This is a genomic window from Streptomyces dryopteridis, from assembly GCF_049606955.1.
GTDB lineage: Bacteria > Actinomycetota > Actinomycetes > Streptomycetales > Streptomycetaceae > Streptomyces.
The window spans coordinates 4,658,315-4,681,152 of sequence record NZ_CP187113.1 but is presented as its reverse complement, the minus strand read 5'-3'; the positions used below and the strand labels follow the sequence as shown (position 1 = coordinate 4,681,152).

General features: G+C 74.5%; 21 protein-coding genes. 5 read left to right on the top strand and 16 right to left on the bottom strand.

What is annotated here, in order from left to right; genetic code table 11:
- Positions 1–36 precede the first annotated feature (36 nt).
- Complete coding sequence (gene bfr / locus ACN20G_RS19965; RefSeq protein ID WP_424214160.1) at positions 37–513, top strand: bacterioferritin; 477 nt, start codon at positions 37–39, stop codon at positions 511–513.
- A 19-nt stretch (positions 514–532) separates the two neighbouring features.
- On the opposite strand, the gene ACN20G_RS19960 is transcribed toward bfr, so the two are convergent.
- Both ACN20G_RS19960 and ACN20G_RS19955 read right to left on the bottom strand, forming a co-directional pair.
- Positions 533–871 carry a (2Fe-2S)-binding protein gene (locus tag ACN20G_RS19960; protein ID WP_424214159.1) on the bottom strand — a complete coding sequence of 113 codons (339 nt, stop codon included), beginning with the start codon at positions 869–871 and terminating at the stop codon, positions 533–535.
- Positions 872–1,030: 159 nt separating this feature from the next.
- Positions 1,031–2,380, bottom strand: a complete 1,350-nt coding sequence (locus tag ACN20G_RS19955; protein WP_424214158.1) for a class II 3-deoxy-7-phosphoheptulonate synthase — start codon at positions 2,378–2,380, stop codon at positions 1,031–1,033.
- 304 nt (positions 2,381–2,684) lie between these two features.
- Between ACN20G_RS19955 and ACN20G_RS19950 the strand changes: the two genes are divergently transcribed.
- Positions 2,685–4,679: an anthranilate synthase family protein gene (locus ACN20G_RS19950; RefSeq protein WP_424214157.1), complete on the top strand. Its 1,995-nt coding sequence runs from the start codon at positions 2,685–2,687 to the stop codon at positions 4,677–4,679.
- Here the strand turns inward: ACN20G_RS19950 and ACN20G_RS19945 are convergent.
- The 4 genes from ACN20G_RS19945 to ACN20G_RS19930 all read right to left on the bottom strand — a co-directional run bounded on the left by ACN20G_RS19945 (position 4,660) and on the right by ACN20G_RS19930 (position 8,499).
- Entirely contained in the window at positions 4,660–5,658 is a 999-nt protein-coding gene (locus tag ACN20G_RS19945) for a 2-hydroxyacid dehydrogenase (protein WP_424214156.1), read from the bottom strand. The two genes, ACN20G_RS19950 and ACN20G_RS19945, sit on opposite strands and share 20 nt — an antisense overlap.
- Before the next feature lie 76 nt (positions 5,659–5,734).
- Positions 5,735–6,442, bottom strand: coding sequence for a response regulator (locus ACN20G_RS19940; RefSeq protein WP_424214155.1), 708 nt, complete (start codon positions 6,440–6,442; stop codon positions 5,735–5,737).
- Positions 6,439–7,662 carry a MacS family sensor histidine kinase gene (gene macS, locus ACN20G_RS19935; RefSeq protein WP_424214154.1) on the bottom strand — a complete coding sequence of 408 codons (1,224 nt, stop codon included), beginning with the start codon at positions 7,660–7,662 and terminating at the stop codon, positions 6,439–6,441. Before macS ends, ACN20G_RS19940 begins: the two co-directional genes overlap by 4 nt.
- A gap of 45 nt (positions 7,663–7,707) precedes the next feature.
- Positions 7,708–8,499: a lysophospholipid acyltransferase family protein gene (locus tag ACN20G_RS19930; RefSeq protein WP_424214153.1), complete on the bottom strand. Its 792-nt coding sequence runs from the start codon at positions 8,497–8,499 to the stop codon at positions 7,708–7,710.
- Positions 8,500–8,735: 236 nt separating this feature from the next.
- Here ACN20G_RS19930 and ACN20G_RS19925 point away from each other — a divergent pair, with 236 nt between their 5' ends.
- Complete coding sequence (locus ACN20G_RS19925; protein ID WP_424214152.1) at positions 8,736–9,512, top strand: alpha/beta hydrolase; 777 nt, start codon at positions 8,736–8,738, stop codon at positions 9,510–9,512.
- A complete protein-coding gene (locus ACN20G_RS19920; RefSeq protein ID WP_424214151.1) occupies positions 9,505–10,152 on the top strand; it encodes a hypothetical protein in 648 nt (215 codons plus the stop codon). The genes ACN20G_RS19925 and ACN20G_RS19920 overlap by 8 nt, the downstream gene beginning before the upstream one ends.
- 32 nt (positions 10,153–10,184) lie before the next feature.
- Here the strand turns inward: ACN20G_RS19920 and ACN20G_RS19915 are convergent, their stop codons facing one another.
- From ACN20G_RS19915 to ACN20G_RS19890, 6 genes are all read right to left on the bottom strand, one after another.
- Entirely contained in the window at positions 10,185–11,015 is an 831-nt protein-coding gene (locus ACN20G_RS19915; protein ID WP_424215597.1) for an endonuclease/exonuclease/phosphatase family protein, read from the bottom strand.
- A 139-nt stretch (positions 11,016–11,154) separates the two neighbouring features.
- Complete coding sequence (locus tag ACN20G_RS19910; protein WP_424214150.1) at positions 11,155–12,096, bottom strand: ROK family glucokinase; 942 nt, start codon at positions 12,094–12,096, stop codon at positions 11,155–11,157.
- 60 nt (positions 12,097–12,156) lie between these two features.
- The gene (locus ACN20G_RS19905) at positions 12,157–12,717 is read right to left on the bottom strand and encodes a DUF5304 family protein (protein ID WP_424214149.1); all 561 of its coding nucleotides are present in this window, start codon (positions 12,715–12,717) and stop codon (positions 12,157–12,159) included.
- 89 nt (positions 12,718–12,806) lie between these two features.
- Positions 12,807–13,982, bottom strand: a complete 1,176-nt coding sequence (locus ACN20G_RS19900) for an ArsA family ATPase (RefSeq protein ID WP_424214148.1) — start codon at positions 13,980–13,982, stop codon at positions 12,807–12,809.
- A 92-nt stretch (positions 13,983–14,074) separates the two neighbouring features.
- A complete protein-coding gene (locus tag ACN20G_RS19895; RefSeq protein ID WP_424214147.1) occupies positions 14,075–14,518 on the bottom strand; it encodes an SRPBCC family protein in 444 nt (147 codons plus the stop codon).
- 125 nt (positions 14,519–14,643) lie between these two features.
- Positions 14,644–15,399, bottom strand: coding sequence for a metallophosphoesterase family protein (locus ACN20G_RS19890; RefSeq protein ID WP_424215596.1), 756 nt, complete (start codon positions 15,397–15,399; stop codon positions 14,644–14,646).
- Positions 15,400–15,754: 355 nt separating this feature from the next.
- On the opposite strand from ACN20G_RS19890, the gene ACN20G_RS19885 reads away from it, so the two are divergent.
- Complete coding sequence (locus ACN20G_RS19885) at positions 15,755–17,551, top strand: AMP-dependent synthetase/ligase (RefSeq protein ID WP_424214146.1); 1,797 nt, start codon at positions 15,755–15,757, stop codon at positions 17,549–17,551.
- A 3-nt stretch (positions 17,552–17,554) separates the two neighbouring features.
- Here ACN20G_RS19885 and ACN20G_RS19880 read toward each other — a convergent pair whose 3' ends face one another.
- From ACN20G_RS19880 to ACN20G_RS19865, 4 genes are all read right to left on the bottom strand, one after another.
- The gene (locus ACN20G_RS19880; RefSeq protein WP_424214145.1) at positions 17,555–19,180 is read right to left on the bottom strand and encodes a GMC oxidoreductase; all 1,626 of its coding nucleotides are present in this window, start codon (positions 19,178–19,180) and stop codon (positions 17,555–17,557) included.
- A gap of 104 nt (positions 19,181–19,284) precedes the next feature.
- Complete coding sequence (locus tag ACN20G_RS19875; RefSeq protein WP_424214144.1) at positions 19,285–20,427, bottom strand: glycosyltransferase family 4 protein; 1,143 nt, start codon at positions 20,425–20,427, stop codon at positions 19,285–19,287.
- Between the two features lie 58 nt (positions 20,428–20,485).
- Entirely contained in the window at positions 20,486–21,607 is a 1,122-nt protein-coding gene (locus ACN20G_RS19870) for a hypothetical protein (RefSeq protein ID WP_424214143.1), read from the bottom strand.
- Positions 21,608–21,655: 48 nt separating this feature from the next.
- Positions 21,656–22,792 (bottom strand): NlpC/P60 family protein, encoded by a 1,137-nt coding sequence (locus ACN20G_RS19865; protein WP_424214142.1) that lies wholly within the window; start codon positions 22,790–22,792, stop codon positions 21,656–21,658.
- Positions 22,793–22,838 lie beyond the last annotated feature (46 nt).

The following is a 22,838-nucleotide window of genomic DNA, read 5'->3' as shown; positions in this document are numbered from 1 at the left end:
CTGCCGGAACACATGCACGCGGAAGGAGCCTCTGCCATGCAGGGCGACCCCGAGGTCCTGGAATTCCTGAACGAACAGCTCACCGGTGAGCTGACCGCGATCAACCAGTACTGGCTGCACTACCGCATCCAGGACAACAAGGGCTGGACCAAGCTCGCGAAGTACACCCGCGAGGAGTCCATCGACGAGATGAAGCACGCGGACAAGCTCACCGAGCGGATCCTCATGCTCGACGGGCTGCCGAACTACCAGCGGCTCTTCCACGTCCGCGTGGGCCAGACCGTCACCGAGATGTTCCAGGCCGACCGTCAGGTGGAGGTCGAGGCCATCGACCGCCTCAAGCGCGGCATCGAGGTCATGCGCGGCAAGGGCGACATCACCTCGGCGCGGCTCTTCGAGGACATCCTGGAGGACGAGGAGCACCACATCGACTACCTCGACACCCAGCTCGAACTGATCGAGTCCCTCGGCGAGCCCCTCTACATCGCGCAGCTCATCGAACAGCCCAGCTGACGCGGGCCCCCCGGGGCGCTCAGGCGGCGGGGATCAGCGGGACGGCCGGGGCGACGGCCGGCGGGACCACGGGCACGATCGCGGGGGACGCGGGGATCGCGGGCGCGGGGGTCGGCTCGCCCGGTCCGGGCAGTTCCGCCTCGGGGGCCAGGGCGGCGGCGGCCGAGCGGCCCTTGTCCATCAGGCTCCGCCGGGGGCACGCGCCGCGCCCGAGTATCCCCTGGATGGCGCGCACGCAGGACCCGCAGTCGGTCCCGGCCTTGGTGGCCGAGGCGATCTGGCGCGGGGTGCAGGCGCCGTTCGACGCGTGGTCCTTGACCTGCTGGTCGGTGACCCCGAAGCAAGAGCAGACGTACACGCGGATCCCCTATTCGGTGAGGCTTACCTAACCGTACCCAAACTTAGGGTTGCCTAAAAGCGGGGATGCGCCGATGGGGCGCGGATCACAGGGATCCGCGCCCCATCGTCGTGGGAACGACCGAACTGATCGCGTCGTGCCGGTGTCTCTCGCCGGCTCTTACTGGTCGCGGTACATCTCGGCGACGAGGAACGCGAGGTCCAGCGACTGGCTGCGGTTGAGCCGCGGGTCGCAGGCGGTCTCGTAGCGCTGGTGCAGGTCGTCGACGAAGATCTCGTCGCCGCCGCCCACGCACTCGGTGACGTCGTCGCCGGTGAGCTCCACGTGGATGCCGCCCGGGTGGGTGCCGAGCGCCTTGTGGACCTCGAAGAAGCCCTTCACCTCGTCGAGCACGTCGTCGAAGCGGCGGGTCTTGTGGCCCGAGGCCGCCTCGAAGGTGTTGCCGTGCATCGGGTCGGTGACCCAGGCCACGACCGCGCCGGAGGCGGTGACCTTCTCGACCAGCTCGGGGAGCTTGTCGCGGACCTTGTCGGCGCCCATGCGGACCACGAAGGTCAGGCGGCCGGGCTCGCGCTCGGGGTCGAGGCGGTCGACGTAGGTCAGGGCCTCGTCCACGGAGGTGGTGGGGCCGAGCTTGATGCCGATCGGGTTCGAGATCTTCGAGCAGAACTCGATGTGCGCGTGGTCGAGCTGGCGGGTGCGCTCGCCGATCCAGACCATGTGGCCCGAGGTGTCGTAGAGCTTGCCGGTGCGGGAGTCCACGCGGGTCAGCGCCGACTCGTAGTCCAGCAGCAACGCCTCGTGCGAGGCGTAGAACTCCACGGCCTTGAACTCGGCCGGGTCGGTGCCGCACGCCTTCATGAAGTTCAGCGCGTTGTCGATCTCGCGGGCGAGCTGCTCGTAGCGCTGGCCGGAGGGCGAGGACTTCACGAAGTCCTGGTTCCAGGCGTGCACCTGGCGCAGGTCGGCGTAACCGCCGGTGGTGAAGGCGCGCACCAGGTTCAGGGTCGAGGCGGAGGCGTGGTACATCCGCTTCAGCCGCTCGGGGTCCGGGATCCGGGCTTCCTCGGTGAAGGCGAAGCCGTTGACGGAGTCGCCGCGGTAGGTCGGCAGGGTGACGCCGTCGCGGGTCTCGGTGTCCTTGGAACGCGGCTTGGAGTACTGGCCCGCGATGCGCCCGACCTTGACCACGGGCACGGAGGCCGCGTAGGTCAGGACGGCGCTCATCTGGAGCAGCGTCTTCAGCTTGGCGCGGATGTGGTCGGCGGACACGGCGTCGAACGCCTCGGCGCAGTCGCCGCCCTGAAGCAGGAACGCCTCGCCCTTGGCGACGGCTCCCAGACGGGCGCGCAGCTGGTCGCACTCACCCGCGAACACGAGCGGAGGATACGATTCGAGGTCCGCGACGACTGCGCGCAGGGCCTCGACATCGGGGTACGAAGGCTGCTGCGCCGCGGGAAGGTCTCGCCAGGTCGCCTTGTCGGCGAGGGCGTGGGTTTCTGCTTTCACGGTCACCTCGTACACATTACGGCGTCCGCCGAGTGGTCCGGCCACGCGCCCGACAGGTGAGACGCGACTCTCGAAAATCGCCGGGCGGGAAACGGCGCGCGCCGGTCGCCGGGTGCGTTAGGGTCCTCGGCATGTACGCGTACGCCGACCTTTCCTGGTGGTGGCCCGCTCCCGGCGGCCCACCCCCGACGCGTACCCACTGACGAGTACGACGCGCGAAGGCCGCCCCAGGGCGGCCTTTCGTGTTTCTCCGGGTCCACCGGAGCCGGGCCGCCCTCCGAACCACTCCACGAGGGGACCCCCGATGTCCGAACCCACGCCCGCACCCACCGCCACGTCCGCCGCCACGTCCGTCGCCGAGCTGCTCGCGGCGCTGGCCCGGCCCGACCACCCGCCGTTCGCGCTGCTGCGCCGCCGCACCCCCGGACTGCCGGGGGCCGGGGAGGTGGTGGAGGTGCTGACCGGTCCGGTGCGCGAGGTCGAGCGGCTGGCCGAGCTGCCGATCGGGCCGCTCGGCTCGCTGGCCCTCGTGCCCTTCCGGCAGATCCGCGAGCGCGGTTTCGAGGTCACCGACGACGGCACCCCGCTGTCGGTGCTGGTGGCCGAGGAGGCGCACGCGCTGCCGCTCGACGAGGTGCTCGCCGCCCTGCCCGCGCACCGGCCGGAGGTCACCGGCGGTGGTTTCGACGTCTCGGACGCCGCGTACGCCGACACCGTCGCCCGGGTGATCGCGGACGAGATCGGGCGCGGCGAGGGCGCCAACTTCGTGATCCGCCGGACCTACGAGGGGCGGATCGAGGGCTTCGACCGCTCGGACGCGCTCGCCCTGTTCGGTCGGCTGCTGCGCGGGGAGCGGGGGGCGTACTGGACCTTCGTGGTGCACACCGGGGAGCGGACGCTGGTGGGGGCGGGGCCGGAGGTGCACGTGCGGGCCTCGGGCGGGACGGTGGTGATGAACCCGATCAGCGGCACCCTGCGGCACCCGGCCTCGGGCCCGGACGCGGAGTCCCTGCTCGCGTTCCTCGGCGACCGCAAGGAGATCGACGAGCTGTCGATGGTGGTGGACGAGGAACTGAAGATGATGTGCGCGGTCGGGGACCTGGGCGGGGTGGTGGTGGGGCCCCGGTTGCGGGAGATGGCGCACGTGACGCACACGGAGTACGAGCTGCGGGGGCGCAGCAGCCTGGACGTGCGGGAGGTGCTGCGCGAGACGATGTTCGCGGCGACCGTGACGGGCTCGCCGGTGGAGAACGCGTGCCGGGTGATCCGCCGGTACGAGAGCGGTGGCCGGGGTTATTACGCGGGGGCGCTGGCGCTGCTGGGCCGGGACGGGGAGGGGCGGGCGACGCTGGACTCGCCGATCCTGATCCGGACGGCGGACATCGCGGCCGACGGGTCGCTGCGGGTGCCGGTGGGGGCGACGCTGGTGCGGCATTCGGATCCGGCCTCGGAGGTGGCGGAGACCCACGCGAAGGCGGCCGGGGTGCTGGCCGCGCTGGGCGTGCCGGCGCACCCGGCGGCGCTCGGGTCGGGCGGGACGGCGCCGGCGGGGGCGCGGGCGCGGTGGGCCGAGGACCCGCGGGTGGCGGCGGCGCTGGCGGCGCGGCGGCGGGACCTGGCGCCGTTCTGGCTGCGGCTGCGGGAGCCCGTCGGGGCGCCGGTGGGCGAGGTGCTGCTGGTGGACGGGGAGGACACGTTCACGGCGATGCTGGCGCACGTGCTGCGGGTGGCGGGCAGCGGGGTGCGGATCCTGCGGCACGACGACCCGGGGCTGGGGGCGGCGGCCCGGGCGCACCGGGGGCCGATCGTGCTGGGCCCCGGTCCGGGTGATCCGACGGCCGTCGGGGATCCGCGCCTGGCGCGGTTGCGGGAGCTGGCCGGGGAGCTGGTGGCGGGGCACCGGCACGGGCTGCTGGGGGTGTGCCTGGGGCACGAGCTGATCGCGGAGGCCCTCGGGCTGCCGCTGGTCCGGAAGGCGGAGCCGGCTCAGGGCGCGCAGGTGACGGTGGACCTGTTCGGGCGGGCGGAGACGGTGGGCTTCTACAACACGTTCACGGCCGTGTGCGAGGACGCGGCCGCCGCCGGCCTGGCGGCGCGCGGGGTGGAGGTGGCGCGGGACGCGCGGACCGGGGAGGTGCACGCGCTGCGGTCGGCCGGCGGCGGCCTCGCGGGGGTGCAGTTCCATCCGGAGTCGGTGCTGACCCTGCGGGGCGCGGAGCTGGTGGCGGAGCTGCTGGCCCTGGTCACGACGGGAGCCGCGAGGGGAGCCGCCAAGGGGGTCAGTCCGCGGCGGGGCTGAGGGTGTTCTCGGAGCGGCGGCCGGCGAGGTAGTCGGCCACGTTCGCGACGGTGGTGTCGATGATCTGCCCGACCGCGTCGTGGGTGTAGTACGCCTGGTGTGAGGTGACCACGACGTTGGGGAAGGTGATCAGGCGGGCCAGGGTGTCGTCCTCGACGGCCTCCAGGGACTTGTCGAGGAAGAACAGCCCGGCCTCCGCCTCGTACACGTCGAGGCCGACGCCGGTGAAGCGGCCGGTGCGCAGTTCGGAGACGAGGGCCGCGGTGTCCACGAGGCCGCCGCGGCTGCTGTTGACGAGGATCGCGTCGTCCTTCATGCGGCGCAGGGCCTCGGCGTCCACGATGTGGTGGGTGGAGTCGAGCAGCGGCACGTGCAGGCTGATCAGGTCGGCGGAGGCGAAGAGCTCGTCCTTGTCCACGTACTTCATGCCGAGTTCGAGGCAGGCCGGGTTCTGGGCCACGTCCCAGCCGAGGAGGTTCATGCCGAAGCCGTGGGCGATCCGGGTGAATGCCTCGCCGATCTTGCCGGTGCCGAGCACGCCGACGGTGCGCCCGCGCAGGTCGCGGCCCATGAGGCCGTTGAGGCGGAAGTCGAAGTCGCGGGTGCGGTTGGAGGCGCGGACGATCCGGCGGTTGACGGCCATCGCGAGGGTCCAGGCGAATTCGGCCACCGAGTAGGGCGAGTAGTAGGAGACGCGGGCGACGGTGAGGCCGAGTTCGCGGGCCGTGGCCAGGTCGATGTTGTTGAAGCCGGTGGACCGCTGGGCGATCATCCGGGTGCCGCCGGCGGCGAGGCGGCGCAGCACGGTGCCGCTGAGGTCCGCGTTGACGCTGGAGGAGATGACCTCGTAGCCGGCGGCGATGGGGGCGGTGTCCTCGCTGAGGAAGACCTCCAGGCAGCGCACCTGGTGGGCCTCGCCGAAGGCGCGCTCCAGCATGGGCTTCTCGTCGGCCGTCACGCCGAATGCCAGGATGTCCACGTTCGCTCCAGATTCACGGGTACGGGCGGCCACGATCCGTTTGTCACCATACGATCCGGGGCGGCCGCCCGCGCGCTCAGGCCGGGTCGTCCAGGCCCCGCTCTATGGCGTAGCGGACGAGTTCCACCCGGTTGTGGAGCTGGAGCTTGCCCAGGGTGTTCTGGACGTGGTTCTGCACGGTGCGGTGCGAGATCACCAGCCGCTCCGCGATCTGCTTGTACGACAGGCCCTTGGCCACCAGCCGCAGCACCTCCGTCTCCCGGTCCGTGAGCCGGGGCCGGTCGGGGCCGTCCTCGGCGGTCGGGACGGGCTCGGTGGCCAGCCGCCGGTACTCCCCCAGCACCAGCCCGGCCAGGCCCGGGGTGAACACCGGGTCGCCCACGGCGGTGCGGCGCACCGCGTCGATCAGCTCCTGCGCCCCCGCCGACTTCAGCAGGTAGCCCGTGGCCCCCGATTTCACGGCCTCCAGCACGTCCGCGTGCTCGCCGCTCGCCGACAGCACCAGGACCCGGGGCGCCCCCGGCTCCCCGTCCACGAGCTGCTTGCAGACCGCGACCCCGGGCAGCCCCGGCAGGTTCAGGTCCAGCACCAGCACCTCGGGCCGGGTCGCGCGGGCCCGGCGCACCGCCTGCGGGCCGTCCCCGGCCGTGGCCACCACCTCGCAGCCGGCCGCCGCGAGGTCCCGGGCCACCGCGTCCCGCCACATCGGGTGGTCGTCCACGACCATCACCCGGATCGGCCGCTCGCCGCCGACCCCCGCGTCACCCGTCGTCCCGTCCGTCATGCCCCGTCCCTTCCCTGCGCGCCCTTGGGCACCGTCAACTCCACCTCGGTGCCCTGACCGGGCACCGACACCACCTCGGCGCTGCCGCCCAGGTCCCGCAGCCGGCCCCGGATCGACAGGGCCACGCCCATCCGACCCTCGCCGGCCGCCTCGTCCAACCTGCCGGCCGGAATGCCCGGCCCGTCGTCGCGGACCGTCACGATCACCTCGTCGCCCCAGTCCTCCACCAGGATCCAGGCCCGGGCCTGCGCGCCCGCGTGCCGGCGCACGTTGTCCAGGGCCGCGCCCACCGCCGCCGCCAACTCCCGCGCCACCGGCGTCGCCAGTTCCACGGGCGCGCCCGGCTCGGCCAGGTTCACCCGGGAACCCGCGAACGGCGCCAGCAGCCCCCGCAGGTCCACGGAGGCCGGCTCGGGCTCGGGGGCCTGCTCGGGCCCGCCGCCGTCGGGCGCGGGACGGGCCGGGGCGGGGGCGCCGAGGCCGCCGGAGATCAGGGTCCGCAGGGCCACCTCCTGCTCCCCCGCCAGCCGGCCCAGCTCCGCGGCCTCGCCGCCGACCTCCGCGCCGCGCCGGTGCACCATCGCCAGCACCTGCAACACCCCGTCGTGGATGTCCCGGGCCAGCCGCTCCCGCTCCCGGGTCGCCGCCTCGATCTCCAGGGCCCGCGCCAGGGTGGCCTCACTGGCCCGGGCCACCTGCACCACGTAGCCGATCGCGATCGAGGCCACCCACACCAGCAGCACGTTGTGCAGGGTGTCCGCCGACGGCGCCCAGCGCTGCACGCCGATGTTGGCGAGCGCGACCAGCGTCGACGCGAACATCGCCCAGCGCCAACCGCCCTTGAGGGCGAAGGCCAGCACCGCGCCGGCCGTCCAGATCGTCGGCAGGGTGGGCCCGCCCCCGTGCAGCCGCTCCGGGGTGTCGGCGACCACCGTCAGCACGATCCCGGTCAGCGCCACCGTCAGGTCGCAGGCCAGGAAGCGGCGGGTGCACGCCTTCGCGCCGGACACCTTCGGCAGCGTGGCCAGCGTCCACACCGCGAGCACCGCGAGGTAGCCCGCGCCCACCAGGGGGCGCGGGAACTCGCGGTGGGCGGAGGCGAACAGCAGCACCGCGTACACCATCGTCAGCAGCCGGTAGCCGGTCAGCGCCCGCCACAGCGGCTGCTCCACCGACATCCGGGTCACCCGGCCGCTCTCCCGCTCGCGCAGGCCCGTCATCTCCCACCCCCCGTGCACCGCGCGGCCCCACCGCGCGGCGAGGTCCTACTCGGACCCGGCGGCCTTGGCGTCCTTCGTGGCGGCCTTCGCGGCCTTGGCGGCGGCGTCGGCCTCCGCCTTCTCCGCGTCCTTGGCCGCCTTCTCCGCCTTCTCCGCGTCCGCGATCTGCCGCTTGGCGGCCGTCGCGTAGATGTCCACGTACTCCTGGCCCGAGAGCTTCATGATCTCGTACATGACCTCGTCGGTCACCGAGCGCAGGATGAAGCGGTCCCCGTCCATGCCCTGGTAGCGGCTGAAGTCCAGCGGCTTGCCGATCCGGATGCCCGGGCGCATCAGCTTGGGCACCACCTTGCCGGGGGGCTGGATCTTCTCCGTGTCGATCATCGCCACGGGGATCACGGGCGCGCCGGTGGCCAGGGCCACCCGGGCCAGGCCGCCGGGCTTGCCCCGGTAGAGCCGGCCGTCGGGCGAGCGGGTGCCCTCGGGGTAGATCCCGAACAGCTCGCCGCGCTCGATGACCTCGATGCCGCTCTTGATCGCGGCCTCGCCCGCGCCCCGCGCGCCGGAGCGGTCCACGGGCAGCTGTCCGACACCCTTGAAGAAGGCCGCCGTCAGCTTGCCCTTGACCCCGGGGGTGGTGAAGTACTCGGCCTTCGCGATGAAGGTCACCTTCCGGTCGAGCACCGCCGGCAGGAAGAACGAGTCCGAGAAGGACAGGTGGTTGCTCGCGAGGATCGCCGGTCCCTCGGCGGGGATGTTCTCAAGGCCCTCCACCCAGGGCCTGAAGGCGAGCTTCAGGGACCCGCCGATGGAGAACTTCATTGCGCCGTAGATCAACTCGAAAGCCTTCCTGTGTCCGTCGAACAGACCTTAACCCCTGGCCTCGCCCGGAGCCGCCCGACGACCCTGGTCGGTGCCGGGACGGTCGCGTACGGTGAAGACACACGGCGAGACCACACCGCGCGGCCACGCTCCGGCACCACGGCGTCACCGCACGTCGTCGATGTCGACGTGAACACGCACGGCCCGCACCCGCCGGTTCCACCCCCCTCCCGCGATCCAAGGAGAACCTGGTGCCCGTCCTCCCCGGAGCCGAGCCCTTCCGCCACGAGGGCGGAGAGGTCGGCGTCCTCCTCTGCCACGGCTTCACCGGTACCCCGCAGTCGATGCGCCCCTGGGCCGAGTATCTGGCCGAGCGGGGGTTGACCGTGTCCGTGCCGTTGCTCCCGGGACACGGGACGCGTTGGCAGGACATGCAGCTGACCGAGTGGCAGGACTGGTACGCGGAGGTGGACCGCGCCCTGCGCGAGCTCTCCGCCCGCTGCCGGCACGTGTTCGTCTTCGGCCTGTCCATGGGCGGGGCGCTGACCCTGCGGCTGGCCGCCAAGCACGGCGCGGCGATCACCGGCATCGTGCTGGTCAACCCCGTCAACCGGATCCACGACCCGAAGGCGGTGGCGCTGCCCGTCGTCAAGCACCTGGTCCGGTCCACCCCCGGCATCGCGAGCGACATCGCCAAGCCCGGGTCGACGGAGGTCGGTTACACCCGCGTCCCCACCCGGGCCGCGCACTCGCTGCGCCGGTTCCTGCGGATGCTGGACGGGGAACTGCCGCAGGTGACCCAGCCGGTGCTGCTGTTGCACAGCCCGCGGGACCACGTGGTCTCGCCGCGGGACTCCGCCCGGATCCTGGCCCGGGTGTCGTCCTCGGACGTGACGGAGACCCTGTTGGAACAGAGCTACCACGTCGCGACGTTGGACCACGACGCGGAGCGGATCTTCGCGGACAGCCACGCGTTCGTCGAGCGTCTGGTGGCGGACGCGGTGAAGGGGGTGGAGACCGGTGGCTGAGCAGGAGGAACCGGCGGGTGGCGTGCCACCGCTGGACGAGGAGGCGGCCTGGGCCGCGATCGTGGCCGGATACGGGGAGGAACCGGCGGACCCGCCGGGCACCCGCCCGTTCCGGCCGATCGAGACCCTGATGCTGCCCGAGGAGGACGTGCGGCCCGAGCCGGCCGCGAAGGCGGTGCCCGAGGCCCCGGCCCCGCGGCGCTCCGAGGACGGCGTGGACGGGGAGGGCGAGGGTGACGGGGACGGGCCCGCGAAGCCCCCGACCGCGTCCGCCGGCCCGACCTCGACGGGGATGCCCGCCCTGGGCGGTTCGGTGATCTTCGCCCCCGGTGTGGGGGGCGGGGCGCCGGCCCCGGGGCCGCGGGACTTCACCCCGCGCGAGGACCCCGACGAGGGGCACTTCGTGCCGCCCGAGCCGCCCCCGCTGCCGGAGGCGGACGTCACGGCGAAGTTCGCGTGGCTCGCCGTGATCGGCGGGCCGGTGCTGCTGTTGCTCGCGGTGCTGTTGCGCTGGGACATGACCTGGTGGCTGACGACGCTGGGCGTCGGCGGCTTCCTCGGCGGCTTCGCGACCCTCGTGGCGCGCATGGCGCAGGGCGAGGACGAGGACGAGGACCCCGGCCGCGGCGCCGTGGTCTGAGCCCGCCGCCCCGTACCGCCCCGGCCCCCGCCTCAGGGGGTCGGGGCGGTGTCGTGTCCGGGGGCGGGCAGGCGGAGGGCCGCCAGCAGCGGCAGGTGGTCGGTGGCGGCCCGCAGGTCGGCGTCGGTGACCCCGCGCAGGCCGCGCGGGACCCCGCAGCCGAGCACCTCGACCCCCGGGTCGGCGAAGATCCCGTCGATCCGCTTCACGGGCGCGGCGGCCGGGAACGTGTGCTCCTCGCCCCAGGGGGTGACGGCGCGGCAGTCGCGCAGGGTGCGGGCCAGGGTGCGGAAGACGGGTCCGTCGGGGGTCTCGTTGACGTCGCCGGCGAGGATCCGGTGGGTGCCGGGCGGGGCCTGGGGCAGCCGGAGCGCGGCGGCGGCCTGCTCGGGGCGTTCGTCGGCGTACAGCGAGAGGTGGGCGCTGGTGAGGGCGAGGCGGGCCGCGCCGATCCGGACGACGGCGGTGGCCAGGCCGCGCCGGTGCCGGCCGGGGGTGTGGGGCAGCAGCACGTCCTCGGTGCGTTCGGGGGTGACCCGCAGGGCGCACAGGATGAGCGGGCCGTTGGCGGTGGCGCCGCCGGTGAGGTGCACGAGGTCGGCCTTGGCGGCGAGGCGGGCGGCGTGCTTGCGCCAGCGGAAGAAGCGGGGGGCCTCCTGGGCGAGGACCACGTCGGGGCGGCAGGCCCGGATGACCCGGGCGAGGGCGTCCTCGTCGTCGCGCATCGAGCGCAGGTTCCAGGACAGGACGCGGACGACGGTGGAGCCGTCGGGTTCGGCGCCGCCGGGCGGGAGATCGGCGAGGGTGCCGTCCCGCGTGCTCCCGGCGGGCGCGGGCCGGTCGGCGGCGCGCGCCGCCCACATCGCTCCCCCGCCGTCCGTCGTCCCGCCCGACTGTGTCCGCGTGTCCCGGCTCGGTGTCATGCCGGCACGATACGCCGTCGCCCGCCGCCTCCCCGAGGGGACGCGGCGGGCGACGGCGAACGTGCGACGTGCTGTGGGCTCAGCCCTGTCGGGCGAGGTCGGCGGCGCCCACCAGGCCCGCCTTGCCGCCGAGTTGGGCGGCGAGGACCTGGGCGTGCGGTCGCCACTGGCCGCCGATCAGCCAGCGTCGGAAGGACTTGCGGATCGGGTCGAGGACGAGTTCGCCCTCGTCCGAGACCCCGCCGCCGACGATGAACGCGGAGGGGTCGAAGAGGGAGGCGAGGTCGGCGAGGCCGGCGCCGGCCCAGCGGGCCAGTTCGCGGAAGGAGTCCACGGCCACCGGGCAGCCCTGGCGGGCGGCCTCGCTGATGTGCTTGCCCTCGATGCCCTCGGGGGTGCCGTCGCCGAGCGCGAGGAGCACCCCGGCGTTCTCGGGGGTGGCGTTGGCGCGCTGCTTGGCGTAGCGGACCAGGGCGCGGCCGGAGGCGTACTGCTCCCAGCAGCCCTGGCTGCCGCAGCCGCACAGCAGGCCGTCGGGGACGACCCGGATGTGGCCGAACTCGGCGGCGACGCCGAAGCGGCCCCGGCGGAGCTTGTTGCCGATGATGATGCCGCCGCCCAGGCCGGTGCCCAGGGTGATGCAGATGACGTCGTCGTGGCCCTGGCCGGCGCCGAAGCGGTACTCGCCCCAGGCCGCGCAGTTCGCGTCGTTCTCGACGACGACGGGCAGGCCCACGCGCTGTTCGACGCGGTCCTTGAGCGGTTCGTGGCGCCAGTTGATGTTCGGGGCGAACAGCACGGTGGCGCGCTTGTCGTCCACGTACCCGGCGGCGCCGATGCCGACCGCCTCGACGGGGTGGTTGCCGCTGACTTCGGCGACGGCGGAGCAGATCGCCTCCGTGACCCCTTCGGGGGTCGGAGGAGTGGGCACCTTGTACGTCTCCAGAATGGTGCCCTCTTCGTCGACCACGCCGGCCGCGATCTTGGTGCCGCCGATGTCGACGCCGATGGTGAGTGCCATGTGTCCCTCGGTTTCGGTCGAACCCCGCCACGGCCCACCGTACCCGAGCGCGGGGCCCTCTCAGTCGAGGTCGATGCGCTCCGAGGACCCCTGGCCCGGGTCTCGGGGCCTTCGGCCGGCGGGATCCGGCCGATCGCCCGTCGCGTCCTCGGGGCGGGGGTCACCGGCGGGGGCCGGGGGCTGCCGTTCGGGCGCCTGCCCACCGGTGGGCTCCTCATGCGCGGCGGGGGCCTCGTCCCGGGTCCAGCGGGCCTCGTGGCCGGCGACGGCGGAGCGGTAGGCGGCGAGGAGTTCGGCGCCGGCGGCGGCGAGGTGGTCGAAGACCTCGGGATTGCGTTCCACCACGGGCTTGGCGGCGGACTTCGCCTGGTTGACGAACTCGCGTACGGCGCCCTGGGCGGCGGTTCCGAAGAGGGGGCCGGCGGGGCCGGTGATGCCGGAGAGCTTGTCGGCGACGGCCCCGAAGAGCTTCGCGAACTCCTCGGCCGCGCTGCCCGGGGCGCGGTCCCCGGCGGCCTCGCGGTCGGCTCGGCGGCGTTCCCGTTCGGCGGCCAGGTCCTCGGCGCAGGCTTTGGCCCACGCGTCCTCGTCGGGGGTGGGGCGATCGGTGTTCTCGCTCATCGCGGACTCTCCTGCGGCAGCGGCGGGCGGTGTCTCGACCTTACCCGAACGGCGCAACGCGGCCCGGGTCCGGCGGTGGGTTCCGGCCGTCAGCCCCGGGTCGGCCACTGGCCGGGGTCGGGGGTGAAGCGGACGGACAGCAGGCCCTCGCGCAGGGCGGCGCCGGAGACGGCGCAGCGGCGCAGGGCGGCCGGCAGGGGCACGATCCGGCGGTGCGGGCCGACGGCCAGGATCAGCTCGTCCCCGCGCCGCACGAGGTCCACGTCGGGTTTGCGGGCGCCGGGCAGCGGGATCTCCCAGACCAGCACCCCGTCCTCCGCGCGCCGGTCGAGGACGGTCCACTCGGGGCGTTCGGGGCGGGGCACGCCGGGGGTGGCGAGCCGGTCGAGGTCGGCGGCGCCGCGCGGGGAGCGGCCGAGGTGGGGCAGGGTCCGCAGCGGGGTGCCGGTCCAGGGGCCGGCCCAGTCCTGGGCGTGTCGTTCCTGCTGCGCGGCGAGTTCGGCGAGCCAGGGTTCGGCGCTCGCGGCGGCGGGCGGCAGGGCGCGGTTGAGGACGAGGGCGTCGACGGGCAGGCGGTGCAGGGCGAGGGCGGCGGTGCCCAGGCGGAGGGCGTCGGCGCCGACGGGGCCGGGGTCGGCGACCACGCGGACGGCGGTGCCGGGGGCGTGGAGCACGGCGTGGACGGCGGCGAGCTCCTCGTCCCAGCGGGCGGCGAGCTCGTAGAGCCGTTCGGTGGGCATGGGCACGCCGACGAGCTGCGCGAGCAGGGGGCGCAGGGCGCGGGCGGCCTGGCGTTCGGCGGGCAGCAGTCGGGCGAGGTAGCGGCGCAGCCGGCCGGGCAGGGCGAGGAGGTCGACGGTCTCGGCGAGCGGGGGCGCGTCGACGACGAGGAGTTCGTGACCGGTGCGGTCGGCGCGGTCGGCGGCGTGACGGACGGCGCGCAGCAGCGCGAAGTCGGCGGCGCCGGGCAGGGGGGTGATCTCGTCGGCGCTGAGCGGGCGGGCGCCGAGCAGGTCGAAAAGGCCGTCGGCGCGGTCCTGGAGGGCGGCGAGCTCCTCGCGGAGGTCGTCGGCGGGGGCGACGCGGGTGACGTCGGGGCCGAAGGAGGCGTCGGGGTCGGGGCCGATGATCTCCGCGAGGGAGTCGCCGGGGTCGGCGCCGAGCAGGTGGACGCGCAGGCCGGCCCGGTGGGCGGCGCGGGCGGTGGCGGCGGCGACGGTGCTGCGGCCGGCGCCGCCGGGGCCGGTGACGAAGAGGATGTGCACGGTCGGGGCGGCCTTCCGGTGGAGGTGCGGCGGGGGCCCGGTCGCGGACCGGGCCGTGACCCCGCGCGCCGCCGGCCGCCCCGGGGGGTGGGTCAGCGGGGGGATTCGACCCGCTTCTTCAGGCCGGCCAGGGCGCGGTCGATGATGACCTTCTCGGCCTTCCGCTTGATCATGCCGAGCATGGGGATCTTGACGTCGACGGTGAGCTGGTAGGTCACCTCGGTGCGGGTGCCGCCGTCGCGGGGGGCGAGGCGGTAGAAGCCGTCGAGCTGGCGGAGCATCTGGGACTTGTCCAGGCTCCAGCTGACCTCGTCCTCGCCGACCCAGGTGTAGTCGAGGGTGTGGTCGTCGCGGATGGCGCCGGCGTCGAGGAGGAGGCGCACCTTCTCGGCGCGGCCGCGGGCGTCGGTGGCGATGACCTCGGCCTCCTTCACCTCTCCGGTCCACTCGGGGTAGCGGGCGAAGTCGGCGATCACGGCCATCACCTCGGCGGGGGCGGCCTCGATGGTGATGCTAGAGCTGGTGTGTTCCGCCATCGCGGTCGCTCCTTGGGGGCGTGTTCGAGGTAGGGCGTGGCCTCGCGGCCGTCGTCGTGAAGGCTACCGCGCGCCCGCGCCCGCCCCGTGCGCGCCGTCCGTCCGGGGGGCGCGGGCCGGCGCGATCACCACTCCAGGACGAAGGGCCGGCCGGTGGCGGCGAAGTGGCCGACGTTGACGCATTCGGTGGCGCCGATCCGCATCCGGCGGGCGAGGGGCTGGTGGACGTGGCCGAAGAGGGACCAGCGGGGGCGGGTGCGGCGGATCGCGTCGAGGAGGGCGCCGCTGCCGCGTTCGAATCGGCGGGCGACGGTGTCGTAGCAGAGGTCGGGGACCTCGGGCGGGATGTGGGTGCACAGCACGTCGACCTCGCCGACGGCCTCGATCTTGGCGGCGTACTCCTCTTCGCTCACCTCGTAGGGGGTGCGGATGGGGGTGGGCAGGCCGCCGCCGACGAAGCCGAAGACGAGGCCGCCGATCTCGGCGCGCCCGCCGTCGAGGACGGTGACGCCCTCGCGGGCGAACTCGGGCCACAAGGGGGGCACGTCGACGTTGCCGTAGGTGGCGTAGGTGGGGGTGGGGAAGGCGGCGAAGGTCTCGGCGTACTGGCGGCGGACGGCCTCGTCGATGAGGCGGTCGCGGTCGAGGCCGGCCCAGAGCCGGCGGCCGAGGTCGCGGGCCTCGTCGAAGCGGCGGGCGGTGCGCAGCTCGACGATGCGGTCGGCGTTGGCCTCGCCGAAGAGGTCGGGGAAGATGCCGCGGGAGTGGTCGGCGTAGTCGAGGAAGAGGACGAGGTCGCCGAGGCAGACCAGGGCGTCGGCGCCGTCCCCGGCGCGGGCGAGGTCGGTGGTGTTGCCGTGGACGTCGCTGACCACGTGCACCCGGTGTCGGCGCCGGCCGGCCGGTCCGCCGCGTTCCCCTGCGGTCCGCGCCCCGTCGCCCGTGTCCGTCACCTTGGCCTCCCGCACCCTGGCCTCCCGATCCCGCTCGTTTCGCCTCCGTCGACCCTAGACGGGGGCGAAAGAAGCGGGAAGGGCGCGTCCGAGGCGCGGGAACCGCGCCGGACCTGCGGTTACTTCCGAGTCACAGAGGGTGTGAACTACTGTCGAACGCACCCGTGCCGGCCGTGTGACGCACGGAACATCTGGCCGGTTCCCCCTACCGGGAACCCACTACCGATGGGTAACGTCCGGTCGGTCCGCACCGTGGCGATGGCGCCCCAGAGGAGCAGCAGTCTTGCGCGAGTTCAGCCTTCCGGCCCTGTACGAGGTTCCGTCGGACGCCAATCTGACGGATCTGATCCGCCGCAACGCCGCCGAGCACCCGGACGTCGCCGTCATGGCCCGCAAGGCGGGTGCCGCCTGGCAGGACGTGAGCGCCGCGGAGTTCCTGGCCGAGGTGCGGGCGACGGCGAAGGGCCTGATCGCGGCCGGTGTCCGCCCGGGGGACCGGGTCGCGCTGATCTCGCGGACCCGCTACGAGTGGGTGCTGATCGACTTCGCGATCTGGACCGCCGGCGGGGTCACCGTCCCGGTGTACGAGACCTCCTCCGCCGAACAGATCCGCTGGATCCTCCAGGACTCCGGCGCGGTCGCGGCCGTGGTGGAGGGGCCGGGGCACGCCGAGTCCGTGGCCGGGCTGCGCGGGTCGCTGCCGGAGCTGCGCGAGGTGTGGGAGATCGAGGCGGGCGGCGCGGCGACGCTGCGGGAGCTGGGCGCGGAGGTGACGGACGCGGAGGTCGACGAGCGGTCCTCGCTGGCCGGCGCCGAGGACCCGGCGACGATCGTGTACACCTCGGGCACCACGGGCCGCCCCAAGGGCTGTGTGCTCACCCACCGCAACTTCTTCGCCGAGTGCGGGAACGTGGTGGCCCGGCTGGGGCCGCTGTTCCGCACCGGCGAGTGTTCCGTGCTGCTGTTCCTGCCGGCCGCGCACGTCTTCGGCCGGCTGGTGGAGGTGGCCTCGGTGCTGGCGCCGATCCGCCTGGGCTGCGTGCCGGACATCAAGAACCTCACCGAGGAGCTGTCCTCGTTCCGTCCGACGCTGATCCTGGGCGTGCCGCGGGTCTTCGAGAAGGTCTACAACTCGGCGCGGGCCAAGGCGCAGGCCGACGGCAAGGGCCGGATCTTCGACGCGGCGGCCGAGACGGCCATCGCCTACAGCCGCGCGCTGGACACCCCGGCCGGCCCCTCCTTCGGGCTGCGGCTCAAGCACCGGCTGTTCTCGAAGCTGGTGTACTCGAAGCTGCACGCCGTGCTCGGCGGGCGCGGGGAGTACGCGATCTCGGGCGGCGCGCCGCTGGGCGAGCGGCTGGGGCACTTCTTCCGGGGCATCGGGTTCACGGTGCTGGAGGGCTACGGGCTGACGGAGTCCAGCGCGGCCACCGCCTTCAACCCGTGGGACCGGCCCAAGATCGGCACGGTGGGTCAGCCGCTGCCCGGTTCCTCGGTGCGGATCGCCGAGGACGGCGAGGTGCTGCTGCGCGGCGAGCACGTGTTCAAGGAGTACTGGAAGAACGAGGCCGCGACGGCCGAGGCGATGACCGACGGCTGGTTCCACACCGGTGACGTGGGCACCCTCGACGCCGACGGTTTCCTGGCCATCACCGGCCGCAAGAAGGAGCTCATCGTCACGGCGGGCGGCAAGAACGTGGCCCCGGCCGTGATCGAGGACCGGATCCGGGCGCACGCGCTGGTCGCCGAGTGCATGGTGGTCGGCGACGCGCGGCCGTTCGTGGCCGCGCTGGTCACCCTGGACGAGGAGTTCCTCGGCCGGTGGGCCGCCGACCGGGGCAAGCCGGCCGGGGCCACGGCCGCGTCGCTGCGCGAGGACCCGGAGCTGATCGCCGCCGTGCAGCAGGCGGTGGACGACGGCAACGCGGCCGTCTCGAAGGCGGAGTCGGTGCGCAAGTTCCGGATCCTCGGCTCGCAGTTCACCGAGGAGTCCGGGCACATCACCCCGTCCCTGAAGCTGAAGCGGGCCGTGGTCGCGAAGGACTTCGCCGACGAGATCGAGGCGCTCTACACCTCCTGAGGCTCAGCGGGGGCCGGTGAGGTCCTGGGCGATGATCCGGTCCAGGTTCCGCTCGGCGAGGGCGGTGATCGTCACGAAGGGGTTCACGCCGAGGGAGCCGGGCACCAGCGAGCCGTCCACGACGTACAGACCCTGATGCCCGTGCACCCGCCCGTATCCGTCGGTGGCCTGGCCGAGCACGCAGCCGCCCAGCGGGTGGTAGGTGAAGTCGTCGGCGAAGGTCCGGTTCTGCCCGAACAGGTCGTAGCGGTAGATGGTGGCGTTGCGGCGGTTGATCCGGTCGAAGAGGGTCTTCGCGGACCGCACGGCGGGGGCGTTCTGGTCCCGGGTCCAGTCCAGGCGGGCGGAGTCGGTGGCGGCGTCGTAGCGGAACCGGCCGCGTTCGGGGTTCTTGGTGATCGCCAGGTACATGGACACCCAGTGCTCCAGGCCCATGGGCAGCGGGGCTATCTCGGCGAACACGGGGTTGGCGGCGTTGTCCCAGTCGTCGATGCCGAGCGCGGGCATCGTGGACTGTTTGGCGCCGACGGTGTCCCACACGTGGTTGGCGCGGGCCGTCATGATGTTGCCGTTGGGCCCCCAGCCCTCCCCCACCCGGTCGTTGAGCTCGGGGAGGGTGCCGGTCTCGCGGGCCCGCAGCAGGATCTCGGTGGTGCCGAGGCTGCCGGCGCCGAGGAAGAGGCTCGCGCAGCCCAGTTCGCGGGTCTGCGTGACCCGGCCCGCCAGGTCGATGCCCCGCACGGTCAGCACGTACCCGCCGGCCGGGTCGGGGCGGACGCCGACCACCCGTTGCAGGGTCTCGATGGTGACGTTGCCGGTGCCCAGGGCCGCCGCGAGGTAGGTCTTGTCCACGCTCTTCTTGCCGTGGTTGTTGCCGTAGATCACCTCGCCGGCCAGCGCGGACTTGACGGCCTGCCCGTCCGCCTCGCGCCGCATGTACGCGAAGTCGTACACGTTGGGCACGAAGGTGGTCCGCAGCCCGGTGTTCTGGGCGTGCTTGCGGGAGACCCGCGCGAAGCGGTACCACTCGGTGGACTCGAACCAGGCCGGGTCGATCTCGTTGACGCCGAGGGCGGCGCGGGCCTTGGGGAACCAGGTGCCGTACATCTCGTCGGCGTCGACCCCCGGCAGCACCTCCTCGAAGTAGGAGCGGCGCGGGGTCGGGGCCATGCCGCCGTTGACGAGGGAGCCGCCGCCCACCCCGCGCCCGAGGTAGACGGAGATCCCGCCGTGGTCCACGCGGTCGAGGACCCCGGGGTAGGGGGTGATGTCGCGGTTGACGACGTCCAGCCACAGGAACGTCGACAGCGGGGCCTCGGTGCGGCTCTTGAACCACATGGAGCGCTGGTCGGGGGCGGTGGTGGCCGGGAAGACCTTCCCGTCGGGGCCGGCGGTGTCCCACAGCCGGCCCATCTCCAGGACCACCGTGCGCACCCCGGCCTGGCCCAGCCGCAGCGCGGTCACGGCGGCCCCGTAGCCGGAGCCGACCACGATGGCCGGGGCGTACCGGGCGGGGGCGGGTTCGACGGCGTGCGCGGCGGAGAGGCCGATCCGGGTGAACCCGGCGGTCGCGGCGGCCGAGAGGGCCGCCGACCCCAGGAATTGACGACGTGTCAGCTTCGGTGTCATGGCGGCATGATGGGCAAGGGGCCCGAAACAGCCCAGAAGCGTGCACGACCTTCTTCATCCGGCGCCGGCGCCGGCGGGCGGGCCGCACGGGCCCGCCGGCCCGCTCACAGCAGGGCGCGCAGCCGCTCCGCGAGCAGGTCCCAGCGCCACTTCTCCTCGACCCACTCCCGGCCCCGGGCGCCCATCCGGGCCCGCAACTCGGGGTCCTCCAGCAGGGCCGTGATCCGCTCGGCCGCCTCGGCGGGCGAACCGCCGCGCACCACCCAGCCGGTCTCGCCGTCCAGGACCGCGTCCGGCGCCCCGCCCGAATCGCCCGCCACCACCGGCAGCCCGGTCGCGGACGCCTCCAGGTAGACGATGCCCAGGCCCTCCACGTCCAGCCCGCCGCGCCGGGTCCGGCACGGCATGGCGAACACGTCGCCCGCCCCGTAGTGCGCGGGCAGCTCCGCCCACGGCACCGCGCCGGTGAACCGCACCGAGTCGGCGACGCCGGTGCGCGCGGCCAGCTCCCGCAGGTCCTTCTCGTACGGGCCGCCGCCCACGACCAGCAGCACCGCGTCCGGCACCGAGGCCAGGATCCGCGGCATCGCCTCGATCAGCGTGTCCTGGCCCTTGCGGGGCACCAGCCGCGACACGCACACCACCACCGGCCGGTCCGAGAGCCCGAGCCGGGCCCGGACCTCGGCACCGCCCGAGTCGGGGTGGAAGGTCTTCTCGTCCACCCCGGGCGGCAGCTGCGTCATGCGGGCGGCGGCCTCGGGGGTCAGCGCCGACGCGATCCGCGAGCGCGTGTACTCGCCCAGGTAGGTCAGGGTGTCGGTGCCCTCGCCGATCCGCCGCAGCAGCTGCCGGGCGGCCGGGAGCTGCGCCCAGCCGGCCTCGTGCCCGTGGCTGGTGGCCACGAGCCGCTCCGCGCCCGCCTTGCGCAGCGCCGGGCCCATCAGCCCGAGCGGGGCGGCGGCCCCGAACCACACCGAACGGCAGCCGTGCTCGCGCAGCAGGGCGCCGGCGCGCGCGGTGACCCGGGGGGTCGGCAGCAGCATGGTCGTGCGGTCCCGGACCACGGTGAACGGCTGCTCGGCGTCGAAGGCGGCGGTCGCCTCACGCCCCTCGGCCCCCCGCTTCCACGTGGACGCGTACACGACGACCTGATCGGGGTCGAGGCGCAGCGCCATGTTGTGCAGGAACGCCTGGATGCCACCGGGGCGCGGCGGGAAGTCATTGGTCACGATCAGCGTCTTGTACATCGCCTGCGACAGTACCGGAACCGCCCCGGCCGACACCGGGACCGAGCCGCGCGGACCCTCAGGCGCGCGCGCCGAACACCTCGCGCAGCTCCGCCCGCCACGCGGCGGTGAACTCCCGCTCCGTCAGGCCCGTCACGGCGCGCAGCGCGGCCGGCGCGCCCTCGCGGCCCGCCTCCTCGTACAGCCGCACCAGGGCCGCGTCCCCCCACCGGCGGGCCAGCAGCCGGCAGGCCAGCCAGGCCCCGGCGTAGGCACGGGCCGGGGCCTCGGCGTCGTCCGCGCCCCCGCCGAAGGCGAAGGCCGCCGGGTCCGGCAGCGCGTCCGGGACCCGGCCGGCGCGGACGGCGCGGGCCAGTTCGGGGGCGGCCCGCTCGGGCGGGCCCGGCTCCTCGCGCTGGGCGGCCCATTCGGCGAAGCCCTCGGACAGCCACGGCGGGGTGCGGCCGGTGGTCGCCGAGCGGGTGAGTACGTGCGTGACCTCGTGGGTCAGGACCACCCGCCGGCCCGCCTCCGACAACCCCGGCCACACCTCGGGGTTGATCAGCACCCGGTCGGCGAGGGCCCCGGTCGCGCCGTCGGTGACGGCGGCCAGGCCCGCGTAGGCCCCGGGGGCGCCGCCGAGCAGCGAGGCCAGCGCGGCCCCCGTCGCGGGCAGGCACACGGCCACCCGCCCCGACCCGGCGTCCCGGCGCGGCCAGGCGCGCGCGGCTGCGGGCACGGCCCGGTCCAGGAGCGCGGCCACCGCCTCCGCCTCGCCGGCCGGCCGGCCGAGGTCGAGGACGATCCCGTGCCGGGCCGGCAGCGCCCGCGCCGACCCCGCGTCCCAGAGCTGCGCCCGGGCCCCGGGCGCCGGCCCGTCCCCCAGCACCCGTACCCCGGCCCCCGCCGTACCGGTGAACCGCAGCGCCCGCTCCGCCGTGACCGGGGTCCCGTCGATCCCGCGCAGCGACCAGCGCAGCCGGGCCCGGGCGGTTCCGGCGGCCCCGTCCACGGAGGTCACGGCGTAGGTCCACTCCCCCACCGGCAGCCCCGCCGGCGGTCGCGCCCACCGCGCGACGGCCGCCCGCACGGCCGCGTCCCGCGCCCCGCCCGCGTCCGCCGCGCGCCCACACCCACCCAGGACCGCGCCCCCCACCAGGGCCAGCACACCCCCACACCACTCCCGCCGCGTCGCCCTCACCCCTCGACCCTAAGCCGGGGACGAGCGGGAACGGCCCGCGCGCCCCGCTCAGGGGCGGGTGACCGCCGAGATCGGCATCATGCCGACCGGGTCGTAGCGGACCCGGGCCCCCGGGTAGGGGGCGTGGACGACCTGGCCGTTGCCCACGTACATGGCGACGTGACTGGCGTCCGAGCGGTAGGTGACCAGGTCGCCGGGGCGGGCCTCGGAGAGGGACACGCGGCGGCCGGCGTGCCGCTGGGCCTGGGAGGTGCGGGGCAGGGAGACGCCGGCCTGCCGGTAGGACCACACCATCAGGCCCGAGCAGTCGAAACCGGAGGGGCCGGTGGCCCCCCACACGTAGGGGCGGCCGATCGCGGCCTGCGCGGCGCGGACGGCCGCCGCCGCGCGGCCGGAGGCGGCGACGTTGCCGCCGGGGCCCTCGGAGCCCTGCCACCCGCCGGCGCCGCCGCCCTCGCCCTCCTCCTCCCCGGCGCCCCGGCCGCCCCGGCCGGCCGCCGCGCCGGTCGCGGCCGGGTCGCGGTCCTCGGAGCGGGAGCCGCGTTCCCAGTCGGCGCGTTCCCCGGTGGACATGGACTCCAGGACCCGACGGGCGTCGGCGAGCTTGGCGGTGACCTCGCGCTTGGTGCGGGCGACCTCGCCGCGCATCTTCTCCAGTTCGGCGAGCTTGCGGCCGGCCGAGGTGCGTTCGCGGTCGAGGTCGCGCTGTTGGGCGCGCAGCTCGGCGAGGTGCCGGGTCTGGCGGTCGGTGAGCCGGCCGAGGGCGGCGGCCTTGTCGAGGAACTCGTCGGGCCGCTCGGAGAGCATCAGGGCGAGCGCGGGGTCGATGCCGCCGGAGCGGTACTGGGCGCCGGCGAACGCGCCGAGCAGGCCGCGCATCGTGTTGATCCGGTCCTGGCCCTTGGCCACGGCCTCCTGGGCGCGGCGGGCCTCGGTGCGGAGCTTGTCGGTGCGTTCCTCGGCCGCGTTGTACGCCTCGGTGGCCTGCTCGGCCTCCTCGAACAGCCGGTCCACCCGGGATTTCGCGGTGTCGGCCGGGTCGTGGGGCAGGGCGGGGGCGGCCGTGGCGGGCGCGGCGGACATCGCGGCGGCGGCGGTGGCCGCCGCGGCGGTGAGAACGGTGACCTTCGAGTTCCGGTCGAAGCCGAGTCCGAGAGTCGAGGAGGACCGACGGTTCTGTGTCACGGGGGGCGCGCTCCCTTCCGCGCAACGGCCGACCGGGACCGTCCCC